The organism is Pseudoalteromonas sp. SG44-8, assembly GCF_014164125.1.
Classification (GTDB): domain Bacteria; phylum Pseudomonadota; class Gammaproteobacteria; order Enterobacterales; family Alteromonadaceae; genus Pseudoalteromonas; species Pseudoalteromonas rhizosphaerae.
Window position 1 is genome coordinate 224,040 of sequence record NZ_JACJEQ010000002.1, and the last position, 22,142, is coordinate 246,181.

2 protein-coding genes are annotated in these 22,142 nt (G+C 42.3%); both read right to left on the bottom strand.

The genetic code is table 11. From position 1 onward, the window contains the following. Positions 1-2: 2 nt before the first annotated feature. Entirely contained in the window at positions 3-12,164 is a 12,162-nt protein-coding gene (locus H5163_RS03280) for a non-ribosomal peptide synthetase (RefSeq protein WP_182734316.1), read from the bottom strand. Continuing rightward, positions 12,164-22,141, bottom strand: coding sequence for a non-ribosomal peptide synthetase (locus tag H5163_RS03285; RefSeq protein WP_182734318.1), 9,978 nt, complete (start codon positions 22,139-22,141; stop codon positions 12,164-12,166). Before H5163_RS03285 ends, H5163_RS03280 begins: the two co-directional genes overlap by 1 nt. Between the last annotated feature and the right edge of the window lies 1 nt (position 22,142).

A 22,142-nucleotide genomic window follows, 5' to 3' on the forward strand; every position in this document is an offset into this window, starting at 1 on the left:
TGTTAATAAAGTGTATATTTACTTGCAATTTGTTCAACGATTGCAGCAACAAACTGATGCTGTAAGATTGACAGATGATTACCTGTGATCTCTATTGCCGAAAGTTCAGGGTTAACTACTCGCCAGCCCATATCATCAGCAAGCAATTGGCCTGCAAACTCTTTGGTATCGTGTGCTTTTATAACCATAAGCGGCACCTCAAGTAACTCTCTATTTATTTCTACCTTTGCTTGTAACTGCGCTTTATATACGCATTGCAGTGTTAGCAATTGACGAGCACTGAACTGGTAGCCCGCAGCAGCTAAATGCTTACTTAACCACTTTGTTTGTTGTTCATCAGCAAGCGTGCAATATAACTGCTGCTCATCGTCAGTTAAGTTCAATTGAAAAAATTCACTCAGGTTCGCTATTAGTAACGCTGCTATTTGCCTGTCTTGCAGTTCTAGCACAGCTGAATTAGGCATAGGCGTATCAATTACTAGCAGTGAGGCTGGAGCTTTATTGCGCAGTACTAATTGCTGCGCCATTTGATGAATAACAAAGCTTCCAAATGAATGACCAACCAAGTGAATATTAGCGTCTATCCCCTGCTCAATTAATGCGTTGCAGTAATGGTGTGCGGTCAGTGACAATGAATTAATAATATCTGGCTCTAAAGCGATCAGATCTGGCTGCAAACCATAAACAGGAATACGTTGATCTAGTTGATTAACCAATGCTTGATAGATCATCAGTAACCCTCCCGCACCGGCGACTAAAATCACCGGCTGAAACCCTTGTTCACCGGCCTGTAAACAGACTAAAGTTGTAGGCTGAAAATCAGCAGCGTGGCTTTTTTGTAATTGCTCAATTGCCTCAGCTAAAGCGTTTACAGTACGGTGGCGAAATAACATATCAATAGATACCGTTAACTGCATCTGATAGCTCAATTGTGATACCAAGCGCATTGCCAGTAATGAATGACCACCCAGCATAAAGAAATCATCGTTGATCCCCACTTGCTCTATGTTTAACAACTGACTAAATTGTTCAACCAATAATTTATGCAATGGCGTGATCGGCGCACTATATGAAAAGTCATTGTGACTACTCAATTGTTGCGCTGTTTTACTAAGCTGTTTTCGATCAATTTTGCCATTATTTGTACAGGGTAAGCTGTCAACAAATTGAACATTTTGTGGCACCATATACTCGGGCAACACACCAACTAAAGCACGAATTAGTTGCTCACTGGCTCGCTCTAGCTCACCCACATCAACAAATGCAACTAGCTGCTCATTGCCACTTTTATCTTTACGAACCACTACAGCACATGCGTTTATTTGTGGCAACGCAAGTAAATGACGTTCTATTTCGGGTAACTCAACACGATAGCCGCGAATTTTAACTTGTTCATCTAAACGCCCTAAGAACATTACTTCTTGGGTATTTGTACAACGCACTTTATCACCCGTTTTATATAACCTAACGCCGCTTTTTGGTTCAATAATAAATGCAGCAGCCGTTTTCTCTACATCGTTAAGGTAACCCCTTGCTAACCCTTTTCCACTGAGGTACAGCTGCCCACTAACATAATAGGGAACCGCTCTTAAATATTTATCTAGAATGTGTAATTGTAGCCCTGCCACTGGTTGGCCAATCGGTACTTCAGAACCTGTATAATCAGTTACCTCAATTAATGTTGCAGAAATAGTTGCTTCTGTTGGTCCATAAGCATTGATCAAAATAATATTATCACTGTAATAAGCTTGCCATTGCTGCAACATTGCGGCTTGCATTTGCTCTCCACCAATTGTGATAATGCGTAACTGATCGGCAAGTGTTACTGGTGCTGCAGCTAATTGATGCCAATAGGCTGTAGGTAAACTCATTAAGGTCAATTGACTATATTGCGATAGTTTAGCTAAATACTGGGTATCGAGTAATTTTTGTTGATCGGCCATCACTAAAGTTGCACCGCTTAGCAAAGTACAAAAAACCTCCTCTGCAAATACATCAAAGCTGCAACTTGCAAACTGTAAGTAATTATCTTGCGAAGTGATCGCATAATTTTTTTGTAAGCACTGCACATAGTTAATAACACTGTGTTGCTCAACCATAACGCCTTTTGGCACCCCTGTTGTACCTGAGGTATAGATCACATAGCATAAATCATGCGGTGTGTAAGTTACTGTTGGGCTGTAATTAGGTTGTAAAGCAAGTGCCGCAGCACAAGTATGAAGATCGATGTTAAGTGTTGACGGTAATGCGCCCTGCCAGTCTTGTTCGCACGTTAGCAATACTGCAAGCTCTGCATCAGCGGCCATAAACTGCCGCCTTTTTAATGGTAAACTAGGTGCAATCGGTACATAAGCCGCACCGATCTTTAAACTCGCTAAAATAGCGACAATCAAATCACAACCTGGGCTCAAACAGATCCCTATGGTCAAAGCTCTGTCAGAGCCTAGCGTATGTGTGAGTAAGTAATTAGCCAGTCTGTTAGCGGCTGCATCCAACTCATTATAACTCATTGTTTTAACTGGTAGGTTATTGTCATCATTATAATATTTCAACGCTGTTGACTCACCATAACTTGCTACAATTTGTGTAAATCGTTGTTGTAATGTTGTTGCTATATCCCAGCTTACATCTGCCACTTGATTAGCTGATAAACTAAACTCAGCTACCTTATCTATACCTGTTGTAAATCGATGATCTACTAAATCAATTGCTAAGCTAGACAATGGTTGCTCAGGTGCCATTACAAACGCTTGTAATAACTGCTGCAACATAGCCAAGCAATGACTGGCAAGCGGATCATTAAATAGTGCGCTTTGATAACTCAAGGTCAATGAGAGTTGCTCAGCTTGGCCAACAACTAAAGTCATTGGATAATGAGTGAGATCTTTACTGTCATTCGCTAACACCTTAAATGGCATATTTGCAATTTCAGCCAATGGATCTGTCGGGAAATTTTCAAATACATACAAAGCATCAAACAATGGACTGCCATTAGCAATATTACTGTAGTTATGTACTTGGGTTAATGGAGTATGTGCATAATCAGATACAGCTAATAAGCTTTGCTTAACTGACTTTAAATACGCTAACACCGACTGCTCACCCGATGTGGTTAACAACACAGCTTGGGTATTAATGTATAAACCAACCCGTTGCTCAACGTTAGTAAGTTGGCTAGGTCGCCCAGATACTGTTTGCCCAAATAAGGCGTAATCTGAATTGCAACAAACACTCAGCCAGTAACCCCAGGCACCTTGCAGTAAATGATTAACTGTTAAACCCTGTTGACGAGCAAACTCAACTAATTGTGAACACAATTCAGGCTCAAGCACTAAGGTTTGCTCAGACACCGTGTTGATATCATCGCCTTGCTTGCGCTGCGCAATATGCTCAACCAATAATGTTGCCTGATCTATATTGGCTAGATAACCTTGCCAAAATTGTTGCTCGGTTGTTTTATCTTGTTGCTGTAGATACTTAATATAGTCGCTATAGTTATCTTTTTTTAGAGATAAACCATGCCCTGCAAGGCGAGCCTGATAATGCTGTAATAACTCTGAAAACAAAACAGGTAATGACCAGCCATCCATGATCAAATGATGATATGTCCAAATAAATGCCATTTTTGTATCACTCAGAGCAAGCAAACGTAATCGCATACAAGGTGCCGCAGCTAGATCAATACCTTGTTGATATTCCTGATCTGCAATAGCAGTAATATAGGCTTGCTCATCAAGTATTGATTGTTGTTGCTGCTGCATAATTGCTTCAGTTACCAAGTCAACCTGCAATGGTACATGGTATTTATCAACCACGATTTGCACTGGTCCCACTGGGCTTGCTACGAACGCAGTACGTAATATGCTATGTGTATCAAGTAGCTGGTGCCATGCATACTCGAAAGCTTCGATGTCAAATGCCCCCTCAAGTAACAGTGTCGTTTGTTCATAATAAGCACTATGTTGTGATACTTCACCAGTTCGTTGACTGTGAAACCACATACCTTCTTGCAGTGCACTTAGCGGGTAAATATCAACAATGGCTGATTGCTTAAAAGGGGCTAATAAATGCTGTAACTGATGATTTGCCATCGTTGGCAAGAGTGGAAAATCACTTACCGTATGGCGCTTAATGTCGTCTTGTATGCAATGTTCAAGCACCGTCATAATACTTGCTTGATAATGCGTCATAAATGAAGCGACATCGGCTTCAGCTATACGGGCACCATCATACTCCACATGCATCGACAATTGCTCATTGACTATTGCTGCTGTTAATTGCAGACCATAGTAGGCGTGATTATGTTGGCTATGCAAACTGCCCGCGGATTCTGGCGCATCATCTAATAAACCATTATGTTGCAGCGCACTATCTAGCTGGCCTAAATAATTAAAAAATAGATGATTCTCCGTCGTAATAGTCAACGATTGGCGGGTCTTCTCATCTGGATGATAATAACGTAAGGCTCCATATCGACTAGCTTTAGTCGATAAATTGGCTAATTGCTCTTTCATATCACAGATCAAATCGGCAATATTTTGCGTATTGCTAAATAATCGAAATGGATACATAGCAGTAAGCCAGCCAAGCGTTCGAGTACTATCAAGTTGATTATTAAGTAACTCTCGGCCATGTCCTTCAAGGACAATAAGATGATCGTCCAAGTCATAATGCCTAACTGCAGACCATTGTAACGCGGCCAACAGTAGCGTTTGGATACTGGTATTATAAGGTCTATTTGCTGTCGTCAAGAGCTGCTGCGTAGCTGCACATGGGAGTGTTAATGTATGTTGTTGCAGTTGTTTTTTGATTGGCTCTTGCTGCCTTACAAAACGAAAAAAGCTGGGCTTAGTCGCCACAGCAACCAATGCTTGCCAGTGTTTTAAATCATATTCATCTTTACCTTGCGCAATTAAAAATTGACTAATGTCATATAAATTAGCAGTACGAGAAGCAAAACAAATATTCTGCTGTAATTTTGCAGCTGACAACGCTTGGTTAATATCTTCAAGCAAAATGCGCCAAGATACACCATCAATTAATAAGTGATGGGCGATGATCAGCAAGCGGTTATCACTTTGCTGAGCTGGGGTTTTTATATGGCAGATTTGCAACAATGCAGTGCCATCAAAGCGAAAAGCTCCTTGTTGCACTTCACACACTTTCTCTAATGCTTGAGACCAATCATCATTGTGCTCAGCTAGATCAATAAAATGGCAAACGTGATCTGCACTAAGATGCTGTTTTATAAAAAATTGCTTTTGCAGGCCTTTATCATCAACGACTAACCGCAAACTATCATGGTGCGCTAATAAAGCGCATGTTAACTCTTTAATATGTTGCACAGTCACTGTTTTATCAACACTGAGTAAGAGTGACTGGTTCCAATGATCAGCTGCTACAAATTGTTGTTCAAAAAACCAATGTTGAATGGGAAGTAATGGCAATGCGCCTGAAAAGCTTTGCTGTGGCTCAACCTGTTTCCGTTGTGGCTGTTTGTGTACCAATTGCTCAGCTAGCACTGCAACGGTACTAAAGTTAAAAATATCAGCTACTGACAAACTAATATTTTGCGCTCTTGCCCGACTGGCAATTTGAATACTGAGAATTGAGTCCCCTCCCGCCGCAAAAAAATCATCATCAACTTGCAGCATCGGCTGATTTAATACTTGTCGATACAAAGTGAGTAGTAAGCTGCTTAATCCGCTTGCTTGTTGTGCTGCAGGTCCTTGATTTAATTGCTGTGTAACAATTTGTTCGCTTGGTGTGCGTAGGTGTTTATGTAATTGCAGATGATCTATTTTGCCATGTGCCGTCAGGGGAATTTCATCTACGTGAATAAGCTCACTCGGTATCATGTGATCCGGTAACATAACTTTAAGACTTGCTATACTTTGGCGCTTAAATTGCGCTTGGAGCGAATCACTTATCTGTGGCGTGACAATAAAAGCCAACAGCTGCTTATGGCCTTCAGCCAATTCACTCACGCTAACAACACAATCCGTTACGCCAGCAATAGCACGTAAGTGATACTCAATTTCAGACAGTTCAATACGGTAACCGCGTAATTTAACTTGTGCATCATTGCGGCCAATGTAGGCAATACGACCGTTATTTAATTGCCTAACTAAATCACCAGTTTTATAGGCTCGCAGTTGTTGCTCTGCAACTGTCGTTAAGTAAATAAAACGCTGTGCTGTAAGCTCTGCACGGTTCAAATAGCCTCGCGCTAATCCTGCACCAGCTATATATAATTCACCAATCATGCCAGGCACAACCGGCTGCCCCTGCTGATCAACAATTAATAACTCTACATTATCAATCGCATAGCCTATATCTGGAGCCATGCCCAGCTCTTCCGTTGTTTTACCAACCTCTGCCGAGGTGGCAACAACTGAGGTCTCTGTAGGGCCATAATTATTAATAATACAATACGGTTTTGCAGCTGAGGGGCATGTTTTTAACTTGTCGCCGCCAACCAGTAAATAACGCAAAGTAACAGGCGTAAAAGCGTGATCTGCCAACATTATTTCAGCGATTGGAGTGGCTAAAAAGCAATGACTCACATGATGTTCATCAAGTAGTTGCGCTAATTTTTGCGGGTTATCTAAACTTTCTCGCGGCACAATTACCAGCTTTGCTCCGGCGCTTAAATAAGGCCAGATCTCCCAGCTTGCAGCGTCAAACGCGATATTTGCTGTTTGACTGGCAATACTTGATTTATCAACAGCAAATGCGCGTTGATGCCAACGGCATAAATTGCTCAGCCCTTGGTGGGGGATCATTACCCCTTTAGGGTTACCCGTTGTGCCTGAGGTATAAATGACATACGCTAATTGCGCCGCCTCTATTTTGGGTAATTGCACTTGACTTAGTGTATTACATGCAAGGTTTAAAGTGTGCTTAAATTGCTCATTATCAAGGTAAATAAGCTGGCTGTTCGCACCACAATTATCTTCTAACAGCGCTGCAAATGCAGTGTGAGTGATAAGCCACTGCGCACCACAATCATTAATAATATAAGCAATTCTAGATGCTGGATAATTCGGATCAACAGGAACATAACAGCCACCCGCTCTCATAATCGCTAGCAATGAAACTATTAAGTCAATGCCGCTTTGCATGCTTACAACAACAGGCTGTTCAGCTTGTAAGCCTTGCTGTATCAAGTATTTTGCCAATAATTCACTACGCTGATGAATTTGCTGATAACTCGCAAATTGCCCTGAGGCTGCCTCAATAATGCCAGTGTCAGTTTTAGCATGCTGTTCGGCTACAGCAGTAAATGCATCTATGACGGTTGCAACTGGCTTATTTAGCCGTTGCTCACCTTTGAGCACGCAGTTATGCAGCTGTTTATCTGTCAACATTGTAGCTGACTGTATAGCAACCTGCGGATCGGCTGTGAATGACCTAATTAAAGTGCATAATGCCGTAGCCATGGTTTGAATTGTTTGTGGGGTAAATAACGCCGTGTTATAAGCCCAGCTAAAGCGTAACTCATCGTCATCTTCACTGCATGCCAGCTCAATATCAAATTTTACTTGCGGTGGCTGCTCATCAATCGCTGTAACCTGTATATTAGGTAATTTAAACTGTGTATTTAACCTTGGGTTTAACGAAAATGTAAGCTGAAAAACACTCTGTTGACTCATGCCACGCGGTAACTGCAAAGCATCAACAATTTTTTCAAATGGCATGGCTTGATGCTGACCAACGGCAACAATTAATTGTTTTTGCTGTGCGAGTAGCCCTTCAAAACACATATCTTCGCGCAATTGACAACGGATCGGCAGTGTATTAATAAAGAATCCAATTAAGGGAGTTAGTTGCGTTTGTGAACGCCCTGAAAATGGCGCACCAATCACAACATCATCACACTGACTATAACTAGCTACAAATGCGGCATAAGCACTATGCAGCCACATAAATAAGCTCACATCAAACTGCTGGCATTGCCTGTGGATCGCCGAAACCGTGGTTTTATCTAGCTGTATTTGATAGCTCGCACCAGCGGACGTAAGCTGTTTAGGACGTATTTTATCCAGCGGTATTTGATGTATCGGTGGGGCATCTTGTAACTGTTGTAACCAAAATGCTTGGTGTTTATCTAACTGCTGCTGGTGTAACTGACTACGCTGCCAATGAGCATAATCCCCGTATTGAATTGATAAAGGTTGCGCAAGCTGTTCAGGCAACCGAGTTTGACTCGTAAAGCTTTGATAAAACGCTTCAAATTCACTCGCTAATATTGCTAAAGAATGTGCATCAGAGGCAATATGATGCATATTTACCCGTAACTTCCAATGCTTTGCATGCAGCTTAACTAAAATAATACGCAGCGGTAACTGGCACCTTAAATCAAAGGCTGTTTGGCTGTCATCGCGCAGCGTTTTTAACCACAGTCGTTGCTGTTGCTCATCGTTAAGTTCACTGGCATCTATGATCTTTAACACCGATGGAAATGTGTCTTGGACCACTTGCTGAGGTAAGTTTGCTTTACCGACTGTGATAAACGTACGCAACACTTCATGACGCTGCACGATAGCGTCACACACGCGTTGAAATGTATCAACATCAAGCAAACCATGCAGTTCAAAATTAGCTGGCATATGATATTGCACGTTTCCCGGCTGCAATTGATCTATGGTCCATAATCGTTGTTGAGCAAAAGATACCGGTAATTGCGTTACTGATTGCACTTTCGGGATAACTGCTGATGCTACAGTGTAATTGGCAGCTTTATTGCGCGCAGCCGCTAACGCGAGTGTGTGGACCTGAGGCGCGTAAAACAGATCAGCTAAAGTAATCGACAACTGAGCGTGTTGCGCTAAGTGACTGACTAATTGGCTAGCTAATAATGAATGCCCACCCAATTCAAAAAAGTGCCCTTGCCTACCCACGTTTGAAACCTTTAATATCGCCTCAAATGCCGCAGCGATTGCTTGTTCGTCATCCGATCCTGGAGGCTCATCTGCAGTTGCTTTAAGCTGTAATTGATCCAGCGCTAAGAGTGCTTTTTTATCAATTTTACCGTTCACCGTTAATGGCATCTGCAGCACAGCAATAACATTCGTTGGCAGCATAAATTCGGGTAATGTGGTGCGTAAAAACTGTTGTACTTCGCTTGTGAGTGCAGCAAATACGGCATCACTTTTGACGATAACAAATGCTGTGATCCGTGGATTAGTCGGCTGTTGAGTATTCAGTAACACTGTTGCGCTACTCAGCTTAGGGTGGCCACGTAACTGGTTTTCTATTTCACCCAGTTCAATACGGTAACCGCGTACTTTAACTTGGTCGTCAATACGGCCCATATAACTCAATTCGCCAGTTACTAACTGACGTACTAAATCACCCGTTTTATATAGTTTTTTAGCTGCGTTAGCTGAAGAAAATGTATCTGCCACAAAGCGCTCAACGTTGAGCTCATCACGGCGCCAATACCCCCTGCAAACCCCATCCCCACCTACATATAACTCACCAACTGCGCCAACAGGTAGTAACTGACGAAACTTATCCAAAACGTAGCAACTGGTCGTTGGTATTGGCCGACCAATATTGTTTGCACCAGATCCCAGATCTGCGTCATGTAAACGCTTGAAAGTCACATGAACCGTTGTTTCAGTAATGCCATACATATTGATCAGTTGGCAGTCGCTAAAGCGTTTTGCCCAAGGGGCCAACTTAACGGGCTGTAATGCTTCGCCACCAAAAATGACGTATCTAATTTTGCTCTGCTGTATACGCTGCGAAGGCTTGGTTAACATTGCTGTTTGTAGCGCATAAAAAGCACTGGGGGTTTGATTTAGAACGCTGACGTGTTGATCTAGTAATAAATTTGCAAATGCATCACTGTCTTTTGCGGTATCTGCATCCACAATAACTAAGCGGCCACCAAAAAGTAACGCGCCGTACATTTCCCACACCGAAAAATCAAAACAAAATGAATGAAACAGAGTCCATACATCATGCTCATTAAAATCAAATAAACTCGGCTGTACACACAATAATCGGATCACTTGGCGGTGTTCAATTTGCACGCCTTTAGGCCGTCCAGTAGTGCCAGAGGTGTAAATCATATACGCTAAGTGGGATGGACAAATAGCTAACTCGAGGTTTTGTGTATCACTAATCTGATTAATGGCTGTGTAGATCGTGCAATCATCAATATTTATGCACGTTAAGTTATGCTGCGAAAACAACCCGAGACTACTGTTATCACACAACACTAAGTTACTCTGGACATCGTCTACAATATAACTGATCCGATCGCGAGGATAATTGGGATCAATAGGCACATAAGCAGCGCCAGCTTTTAGCACCGCTAATAACGTCACCACTAAATTAACATTGCGGGTTACGCTCACTGGCAGCATATCTTGCGCTTCAACACCCTGACTTAATAATACTCTGGCGAGGAGATTTGCCCGTTCATTAAGCTGTTTATAAGTGAGTGCTTCGTGCTCATCGACTAGCGCCAACTGGTCAGCAAACCTGATTGCTTGTTGTTCAAATACACTCACTATACTGGCGCTTTGATCCCAACTTGTACTATCCGCTTGCTGCGATGTGGCAGCGTCAGTTAATGCCTGTAGCTGCTGTTCATCAAGCAATGCCAATTTTGATATTTGGGTATCCGGTGCAGCAACAATGTTTGCTAATAATACGGCAAAACTATCTGCCCAGTGAGTAATTGTCGCAAGCTCATAAAGTGCTTCATCAAACTTCCAAGTAACTGTTAAACCTTGGTTGTCGATAACTGCATTAAGCTCCAAATCACATTTTACTGCGCTGTGGTGCTCTCGTGCTTCACTGCGAGCCTCCGCTATTTCAACACCCGGTAACTGAAAGGTTGGTTGCTCATCAACAGTTAAAGTGAAGAAAATTTGTACTAAAGGATGATGACTTAAATCGCGTTGACAATTGAGCCCTTCAACCAGTTTATCAAATGGCATATTGCGATATTCAAACGACTGTAAAATACGTTCTTTTTGTTGCTGCAACCATGCATTAAAAGTTAATTCATCCGGCAATACGGCATGCATCACTAAGGTATTAACAAACAAACCGATTAAATCGTTTAGCTGTGGATGCTCACGGCCCTGAGTTGGCGTGCCGATCAGTACCTGTTCCGTTTGTTTAATACGGCCAATAAATAACATAAAACTACTTAACAACCACATAAATGGTGTGACTGATTGACTCGCCGCATGTTGTTGTATTTTTTCAACTAACGAGCGACTTAACCGTTGCCGATAAACTAAACCAGACTGCTTTTGAACGCTCGATCTAACTTTATCCGTTGGTAGTGATTGCAACGGTTCAAGATCGCCAAGTGTTGTACGCCAATAATTAATTGCTGCTGTAAAGTACTCTGCTGTTAAGGTATTTCGTTGCCACGCAGCGTAATCAGCATATTGAATTGGTAACGAGTCTAATTCGACATTACCTTGCAGTAGTTGCGTATAAATGGTTTGTAATTCTTGAGCAAATATTTGCATTGACGCGCCATCACTAACAATATGATGCATATTAAATGCTAAATAATGTTGCTCATTATCGGATACCAATAGCACTCGTATTAATACATCTCGACTCAAATCAAATGGCTGAGCTTGATGTTGTATCAGCGCCGCTTTTATTTGGCTTTGTTGCTGTGTAACTGGGAATGTTGACGCATCCAGCCACTGAAAAGGCGTCACAAAGGTGTCTGTTACTTGCACATACGGTATACCTTGCGGATCAGTTATAAACTGACTGCGTAATATTTCATGGCGACCAACAATGTGTTTGATTGCCGCGCGTAACAACGGCACATCTATATGGCCTTTTAGAGTAAACTCAGCAGGCATATAATATTGTTGGCTGCCTTGTAACTGCTCAATAAACCATAAGCCTTGTTGAGCAAAGCTCAAAGGCAAACATCTATCTCGCTCAGCGATGGCAATTGCGTCCATATTACTTTGCAACGTAACCACTGACTGTTGTTGCTGAAAATAGCGGATAATCGCCGCTTTATGCTCAATGATCCGAGCTTTAAGTTCACTTGGAAAACCGTTACTTTGTTTAAATGCTAAAGCACCTTGTTTTTCATACAAAGTAACACCTGCTCGTAAAGCATCTGCGATTAACTCTTCAATTTCTAGCAGTTGATTTTCCATCACAAAAACATCTCTTCTGAGTTATCATTTTCACTCATGGCGTTATTAGCGGCTTGATGAATGGCGTACCAGCTAGCAATAGCCGCAATTGTCGGCCTTTCAAACAGAACTCTCACTGGAATATCAGCCTGTAACCGCGCCTTGAGCAACGCCATACATTGTGTTGCCAATAATGAATGCCCCCCGAGCGCAAAAAAGTTATCGGTGATGCCAACAGAGTCAACTTGTAACTGCTCTGCAAAGATATCGACCAAGGCTGCCTCAAAGTCATTACGCGGCGGCACATTTTCAGTTGCTACTGCGACTGATTGTCCCCATTGAAGCAGTTGTTTACTGTCAACTTTTGCGTTAGATGTCAGGGGAATAGCACTTATCGCATGCCATTTTGTTGGCATCATATAAGCAGGTAAATAGTTCGTAAGGTAGCTGCTAAGCATAGCCTGTTGCTGTGCGCCTAAGAGTGTTATTTGCTGCTCTTTCCCAAACGCTTTAATCAATGAGTTATTTGGCGTAAGCACTAAGTAAGCCTCAAGGTTTTCAGTGTCTTTATTTAATATTACACATGCCTCACTAATCTCTTTATGCTGGACTAACTGTGCTGTAATTTCGCCCGGCTCAATGCGATAACCGCGCAACTTAATTTGTTCATCGACTCGTGCACAAAATAGCAGGTGTTCTGGTTGGCCATGTTTATCAAGCAACCAACGCACTTTATCCCCAGTACGATAAAATCGCTGCACAGTTTGCTGATGCCCAAAAGGTAACCACACAAAACTTTGCGCCGTTAAACTCGCTTGATTTAAATACCCTTGAGCAACATTGTCACCAGCAATATAAAGCTCGCCAATGGCACCCATTGCGGTTAATTGCTGATGTTCATCTAATATCACCAACTGACTATCTGCAATCGCCCGACCAATTGGCACCTGGGCCATTTTAAGCCGTTCAAGCTCGCTAATTTGCTTAAGCTCGCAATGATAAACACTGCAACCTACCGTCGCTTCAGTTGGGCCGTACTCATTCACCCACTGGCAATTAGGCAAATACTGAGTTAACGATTTGAGCAACTGAGTGGGTAATGCTTCACCACCAATGACAACCACATGTGCAGTTGCTACTGCAGCAGCTGGAGCAAACGCAAGTAAGCCTTGTAAATGTGCAGGAGTAACTTTAAATAAGCAGGCTTGAGAGCTGAATATCTGCTTTGCAAGCTGCTCAAGCATCTGCTCATCATCAGCAAGTAGTGTAATATTGATACCCATTAGTAATGGTGCCCACAACGAAGTGACCGTAGCATCAAATGCCAATGGCGTACTCACCACACTGGTTGTTAACGCAGCTGATAGATACTCACACTGCGCATGTGCTAAGTAACAAGCTAAATTACCATGGCTGATCATCACCCCTTTTGGGGTGCCTGTGGTTCCTGATGTATAAATAATATATGCAAGATCATCCGCCGAATATGACGCAGGCAGTGCACTTTTCGAACCATTGAGTGAGCCATACTGCCAACTGTTTGGCTCATCAAGCAATACACATAATGGCGCAATAATACTCCCGGGCTCATCCGTTAGATGCTGTTTAGCAAACGCTGACTGTGTGATCAAACACTGTGCTTTACTGTCATCGATAATAAATTGCACTCTGGATACTGGTAATTTTGGATCAATCGGCACATAGGCACTGCCGGTTTTTAAAATCGCTAACATGGCGACCAGCATTTGTGCTGTTGCGCTAACACATAAAGCAACTTTACTTCCGGCGGTTATCCCTTGTTCTTGTAAATAATTGGCTAACAGCTGTGACTGAGTCTGTAATTCAATATAACTCAACACTTCACCATCAGGGCCAACGACCGCATTACGTGTTGGATATTGTTCAGCTTGACGTGCGATTTGCGTGACAAGGTTAAGTGACTGAGTGTGCCTTGCATAGGGTGGCGAAGATAAATTAAGCAGCACATTTTTTTTGGTTGCTGACACTACAGGTAATAGCTGCAACTTCATAAGAGGGTCACTTAGTATCGCATCAATCAATACCTCGAATGCTGCTGCATATTCAGTAATACTACTGGCATTAAATAATGTCTCACTAAAATTCCACTGCAGCTCAATGCCATCGCCTTGCTCAATTGCATTGACCTCTAAATCAAATTTCATTTTTGGTGCTGCGTGTGGCTGCATTTCAATATGTAAACCTGGCAGTGAAAAATCACTCGTTTCATTGTTTTGCAGTGCAAATAAAATTTGAAATAAAGGATGATGTGCTAAGTTTCGCTCAGGCTGCAGTACTTCAACTAATTGTTCAAATGGCACTTGTTGATGTTTAAAAGCATCTAAAATCACCTGTTTTTGCTGCATTAATAACTGCGTGAAGTTTTGCTGTCCTTCACTGCGGGTGCGGATCACTAAGGTATTAACAAAAAAACCAATTAGGTTAGCTATTTGTGGCTGTTCACGACCAGCAACTGGAGAGCCAACTAAAATATCCGTCGCTTCACTCAATCGCATCATTAACAAGGAAAAGGCTGTGTGTAACCACATATATAAAGTAACACCGTGTGTGGCACATTGTTGGTGGATAGCTTTAGTCGTTGCAGCGGACAAATGCTGGTTAAAACATTGCCCTTGCAACTGCTGTTGGATTGCTCGAGGCTGCTCTATTGGTAATTGATGAACAAAAGGGGCACCTGTTAACTGAGTACGCCAATAAGAAAGTGACCCATGCAAGGCACTTTCACTGCATACTAAACGCTGCCAATAAGCGAAATCGGCATATTGGATAGCTAATGGTTGCTGTAATAATGCAGGTAAAAAAAATCGCGGTTCAGCACTTGCAGCTCGGTAAAAAGCAATAAACTCGCGAACTAAAATTGCCATTGACCAGCCATCGCTTGCAATATGGTGCATATTAAAATGTACAAAACTTTGCTCATTGCTAATTTTAGCAACCACCACACGCAGTAAAACGTCGCTTGCCAAATCAAACGCTTTACTACTTGCATGTGACGACAGTAATTGCCATTGGTGATCTTGCTGTTCACGATTAAGCATACTTAAATCGTGCAGCTCAAGTGGGATCTCAAAGTGTTCATTAATACATTGCTCAGGCGCTGAGCCTTGGTCGCGTGTAATAATAACGGTACGCAGCACTTCATGGCGTTCAATAAGTGCATATAACGCGCCCGACAACGCAGTCAGCTCCAACTTCCCCGTAAACACAAAGCTAGCTGGCATATGATATTGCACACTTTCATTATGTACTTGATCAATAAGCCATAATCGTTGCTGTGCATAGGAAAGAGGTAGCGCTTGCTGGCGAGATATTTTCACAATCTCTTGGTGTGGCTGAATTTTTTCACAGTTTTGTAATGCTTGCGCTAACGTTGCAATCGTTGGGGTTTTAAATAATTGCGGTAATGTTATGTCGAGCTGCTTACCTTCACGAATCTTACCAATCAAGCGGATCGCTAATAACGAGTGCCCCCCTAAATCAAAAAAGTTATCGTCTAAACCAATATGTGTAGTGAGTAAAATCTCACTAAACAGCTGTAACAAATATTGCTGTAATGGTGTTTGCGCGTGCTTGCTGTGTGTTGTGCTAGTTGGCTGTAAACAACTAAGTGCGTCAGCTATCAATGTGGTTTTATCAATCTTGCCGTTTTTCGTAAGTGGCATCACAGTAATAGCATAACAGTGTGCGGGGATCATATACGGCGCTAAGTAATGCGATAAATGCGATTTAATGGTGTTAACGGCTAATGGCTTTTCATGTTGATAGAAAACAATATGTGCCGCTAACGTTTGCTGCTTGCTATCAACCGTCACCGCACAATCAGCCACTTCAGGGAGTTCTAGGATCAGCTGCTCAATCGCGGCTAAATCAACTCGAAAACCGCGCAGCTTGATCTGTTGATCCTTACGTCCACAGTATCTTAAATAACAAGCAGCACCTGTTTCATCAGCTTGCCATAACGCTATGTCGCCTGTTCTATAAAAACGCTTGGTCACTTTTCCACCCTGTTGGCTAGGCAGCTGCAAAGTAATAAAGCTGGTATTATTAAGCTCAGTCTGATTAATGTAACCTGGGCTGACAACAGGTCCTGCTATGAGTAATTCACCACGCATATTCACTGCTGCTGGCTGATCAAATTGGTCAACCACTAACAGCGTTACATTATCGTTAGCTAAACCAATTGGGACATCATTATGACGCAGTAAAACCTCATCACTGGTACTGTGATCAATTACAAAAGTACTTGAACCGACTGTAGTTTCTGTTGGTCCATATTCGTTAATCCAACGACACAGTGGTAACTTCGCACGGATCGCCAACAACAATTCAGTTGTGAGTGCTTCACCACCGATCACCAATGTATGGGTAACATTGCTTACACAATAGTGCTGCGATAATGCCAAAATGGCACGTAAATGAGCTGGCGTGAGCTTAAACAGTTTAGCGTCTGTTGCTGTAAAGAGTAGTTCCGTCAGCTGGGTTAACTGTTCCCCCCCTTGCGCAATAATTTCCACCACGCCACCTTGCATTAAGGCTGGATATAACGCCGTGACCGTTGCATCAAACGCCAAAGGCGTACTCAATACGCTGCTACAAAGGGCTGAATTATCGGGCATATAATGCGCAACCGCATGCTGTAAATAAGCCGCTAAATTGGCATGGTTTATCATCACCCCTTTCGGCCGTCCGGTCGAACCAGAAGTATAAATAATGTAACTCAAATCATCATCTTTGACATTGAGGCTGAGTTGTTCATCTGGCTGCTCCACCGGGTAGCCGTCGAAGTTAGAATCGTCATCAAGAAGATCATCAACGAGCAAAAAATCTGCGCCACTGTTGATCAGCGTGTCGGCATTCTCACTCAATGCTAAAATCATCATCAACTCAGCATCTTCAACAATATAACTTAACGTTTTTATTGGTGTATCTTGGTGTATCGGTACGTATACATGACGTGCCTTTAAAATAGCGAGTATCGCCACCACCATAGCGGCACCTGATGGCAGCACAATGGCAATTCGACTTTGCGCAGCAAAATCCATTTCGAGTAAACAATGCGCAAGCTGATTAGCACGTTGTTCAAGCGCGAGGTAACTATAGGTTTGGCCATTACATCTTACTGCGGGGTGTTGCGGGTGCTGCTTTGCAAAATGAGAAAAACACACATGTAAAGGCGATGGTTGGGTATTTTGTATATCAATTGAGTCACTATGAGATAATGCCGCTGCGTGCTGGCTCGGGCTCCACAGCATTAACTCTGCGAGCTTGACGCTTTGATCAGCCAAGCATTGCTGCAACACATAACTAAATTGAGCAAAGAATGTCTCTATATTCGCTTGATGCCATAGTGCGGTATCGTATAACCACTCAATTTCTAGCACGTCACCGGTATCTATAACTGAGACTTCTAAGTCAAGTTTAGCGCTACGCACCTTGCTCTGTGAGGCTTTAATTGATAGCCCTGCTAGCTGTAAATTTTCATTTATCGTATTGTTTACTCTAAAGATGACTTGTACTAACGGCGGAATTGCTAAACTGCGTTCAGTGGCTAATTCATCCACTAAGAGATCAAATGGGATCTGTTGATGAAGCAGTGCTTCACTCAACGTTGCTTTTACATCAGCTAACGCTTGGTTAAAGCATGTATCCGCTGACACCGTATTACGTAACACCAGCGTGTTAACAAAGTTGCCAATAATAGGTTCAAGCTCTGCGGCAACTCGCCCTGCAACTGGCGTACCTAGCACACAATCTGATTGCCCAGAAACTCGACTAAACCACAAAGTAAATACAGTTTGTAAGGTTACAAACAAAGTGTCACCTTGGTTTGCAATAAACAATCTTAATTGTTCAGTTAATGCAGGCGACAACACGGTTTTATATAAACCGCCGCCGCTGAGCACATCGTTACCTCGCTCGTACTGTGTAGGTAACTCATGCACTGTAGGTAATTGCGCTAACTGTTGACGCCAGTAGTCAATACTTATTTGCCACTGAGGATCAGCTTGCATACTATGCTGCCAATGTACAAAATCAATATAATTATGCTCTAGAGTTTGCAAATCAGTGGCGTTTGTCATACCAATATGCTGATTATAATTGCTAGCGAGTTCACGGCATATCAAGCCAATAGACCAGCCATCGGCAACAATATGATGAACAGTAACAAGTAACTGATAATGGTGATCGGCTATTTTAATCAAGCTTGCCCGTAACATCAGCTGTGAGGTTAAATCAAATGACTGATTATAATCTTCCACTATCATCTTCTGTAACAGCTGCTGTTGGTCTGCTTGTGTGCAAAGGTCTATCTGTTGCAATGAAAAAGCTAAATGGCCGTTAAAATATTGGCATGGCTGCGCATCAGCTGTACTTTTATAGTTATAACTTAGGATCGTATGGCGCTTAATGATATCTTTAAATGCCTGCTGCAATGCCACCACATCAACATCACCGCGCAGCGTAAACACGCCCTGTAAATTATATTGACGGCTGTGTCCCTGCAGCTGATCAACAAACCAAATACGCCGCTGAGAAAATGACAACGGGTGTTCCCCAGCTAAATCAATATGTGTTAATTGCACCTTTGAGCTAGCTTGTTCACTACAGGTTAAATACTGGGCTAACTCCTCAACGGTTGCATGATTGAAGATGTCTTTAAGTGACAATGAAACGCCAAACTGCTGACGAATTTGGTTAAGTAATCTAATTGCTACTAAGGAATGCCCACCGATTGCAAAAAAGTCATCTTCTAGACCAACCCTAGCAAAGCCTGTTAACTGTGCAAATAACGCCGCTACTTGCTGCTGCATTAGCGTTTTTGGCGCTACAAAAGTATCGCTGCTGCGTACCATTTGTTGTTGTAAGAATTTACGATCAACTTTGCCATTTTCAAGATAAGGTAATTGCTCTTTCAGCACAAAGAAACTGGGGATCATAGGCTCTGGTAATACACACTTTAAGTCCGTTTTGATCCGTTGTTGTAAGGCCTCAGCAGTTAATTGCTGGCCTTCATTAGATGCCACATAGTACGCAACTAAAGTATCTGCAGAAGCAATTTCGCGACAAATCACAGCACTATTTTTAACCACTGATAAAGCCGTTAACTTTGCCTCGATATCAAGTAAGTCAACTCTAAAGCCTCTGATCTTAGGTTGCTTATCTAAACGCCCTAAATATTCCAGCGCACCGTCTTTGCGCAAACGTACATTATCACCAGAGCAATAATAGCGTTGTTGTCCCTTGGTCGTGTTAATCACAACAAAACTTTTCGCAGTCTGCTCCGTTGCACGAATATAGCCTGTTGCTAAACTCTCACCACCAATATAAAGCTGTCCAGGCATGCCCATGGCAACGGGCTCGTGGTGTGCATCTAGTATGGCAAGTTCAACATGCGCAAGTGCGCTACCAATAGGATAACTCATCTGCTCAGCAGTTTGATGATCCTCAATTTCATAGGTAGCCACCCCAATGCAGGTTTCTGTCGGCCCATAATGATTGATTAATTTAGCGCTTGGATAGAGCGCCCGAATTTGCGCTACTAATTGCGCTGTTAATGATTCCCCCCCTAACACCCACTGTTGAAGAGGTGCGCGAGGTGCTTGACTCGCAGCAATAGTGGCTAATAGTTCAGCAGCAAAGCTGGGAGTGATCTTTAAAAAGTTAATTGCTTGCTCACTGAACGTATCGACAATCGCAACAGGATCACTTTTTACATGTGGTGAAATTAATACCACAGTGCCGCCACTCGCCCATACCGGATATATCCCAGTTAAACAAAGATCGGTCGCAAGCCCTGTAACCACAGCTGACTTGGTATCATTATTCAATTCAAGTCGCTTAGTAATACTTTGAACATAGTGCGCTAATGCAGCATGATTAATTTCAACCCCTTTTGGCGCGCCTGTTGAACCGGAGGTAAATATCACGTACGCGCTGTCATTAAGGTTTAAATTGGGTAAGCCAGTTAAATTAACCGCCGCTTTTGACAGCTGCGCAAAAGGCCATAATGTAATGTGTTGCTCATTTAATACCGTAACTGCTTGCTTTTCGAGCGCTGTATCATCAAATGTTACTAAATATTCACAGCCTGCCTGCTGTAAAATTTCCGCAATACGCGCCACTGGAGTGCCTTGCTCAATCGGTAAGTAAGCACGGCCTGTTTGCAATAGTGCAAACATCGTTAATAAGGCATCGATTGAGCGAGATACCAATAATGCAATGGGTGCTGCAGTTGTTTGTTGATGATGAGTTTGCAAAGCTAAAATATGGCTGGCGAGTGCTGCGCTTTGTTGCACTAATTGTTGATAACTCAAACTTCGTGCGGTTTTTCCATGTTGGTCAGCTTCAATACAAGCTGTTTTTTCAGCACTAAGCTCAGCCTGCTTTATCACCTGTACAGGTAATGCAATCACATCACTGCTGACTTTTTCATGATCTTTTTTACGCCCTAACAACTGGCTGGCATAACACGCAGAGGGTAACTCAACGGTTGCAATAGTTTGTGCTGCGTTATTGCCAAGAGATATAACTAATTCATTAAAATCATTGCTCATTTGCTGAATAACATGGTCATCAAATAGCGCACTGCAATAATCAAAACTAATATCTAAGCCCTGCTCTGATTCACTTACATTCAAGGTTAAATCAAATTTTGCAGTACCGTTATCTAATGGCAATAATTTAGCCGACAATGTTGCGGTTTCCACAGTACCGGTATCTACACCATTATAATTAAACAGTATTTGAAACAATGCTGAATGTGCTGACGATTTAGCTAAGCCAAGTGTTTCGATAATATCTTCAACTGCCACACTTTGATTTGCTAGCCCTTGCGCCACTAACACTTTAGTTTGCGCTATTAATTGTGCAAAAGAGCTCTGCGGTGACACCATTTGTCGCATAGGTAAGGTATTGATAAAACACCCTATAACATTCTCAAATTCGGGCTGTTCACGATTCAATACAGGCACCGCCACCGTAATATCCTGTTTTTGGCTATAGCGCTGTAATAGTACATAAAACACACTTAACAACCCGACAAACCGAGTAGCACTTAATTGCTGACAGCAACTGTCAAATTTGGTAACCAGCCGTGTCTCGATAACACTGTGCTGGCTCTTGCCTTGATAGGTTTTTTGTTTATCACGAGGATAACTCGTTGGCAGCTCAAATAACTCCATCCCTGTTAGCGCTTGTTGCCAATAACTTAGCTGCTGTTGATATATAGGTGATTGTTTAAACTGACCTTGCCAATGTACATAATCTAAATACTGTAAAGGTTTACATGCAGCCGCATTATTAACGGTATTATTATTATTTGTCAGTATCGCCAATAATTCTTGCACCAAAAGCCGTACAGACCAACCATCGGCAATAATATGATGCATCGCAATGTATAACCATTTACCCTCACCTGAGTGGCCAATTAACGTTGCACGTATCAGTAAATCATTTTCCAGATCAAAGCGGTACCTTAATTCATCGTGTAATTTTTCAACTATTTGTGTGGGTGTTTCATGCCGTGCTATCTCAAGTGCATTCAATGCTAAGCGCAACTGGCTATTAACTCGCTGCACAACACCTTGATCAGTGTTAAAAAATTGCGTTGTTAATATTTGATGGCGAGCCAACAATGTGTCAAATGCCCGCTGTAGTTCATTTATTGTCAATGAATCTGACAGCTGCAACAGACCACACATATTGTATGCAGTTGACTGCTGTTCATATTGATCAATAAACCAAATACGTTGTTGCGCACTTGATAAATCCCCTTGTTGCAGATGATGACGTTGCATATAGGCAATCAGCTCATCCTTACATGCTTTGATCTTTGCCAGTTCTGGTGCTGGGACTGTCGTTAACTTACTTCGTAACTTTAACCGCCCATCTTGCAAATAAACGAAGATACCTTGTGCGTCCAATTCGGCCAGTAAAGTTTTAATTGCTACATTATCCATG

Excerpts from the sequence above, each read along its gene's own strand:
- H5163_RS03285 (WP_182734318.1), bottom strand. The coding sequence starts at position 22,141 with ATGGATAATGTAGCAATTAAAACTTTACTGGCCGAATTGGACGCACAA.
- H5163_RS03280 (WP_182734316.1), bottom strand. The coding sequence starts at position 12,164 with ATGGAAAATCAACTGCTAGAAATTGAAGAGTTAATCGCAGATGCTTTA.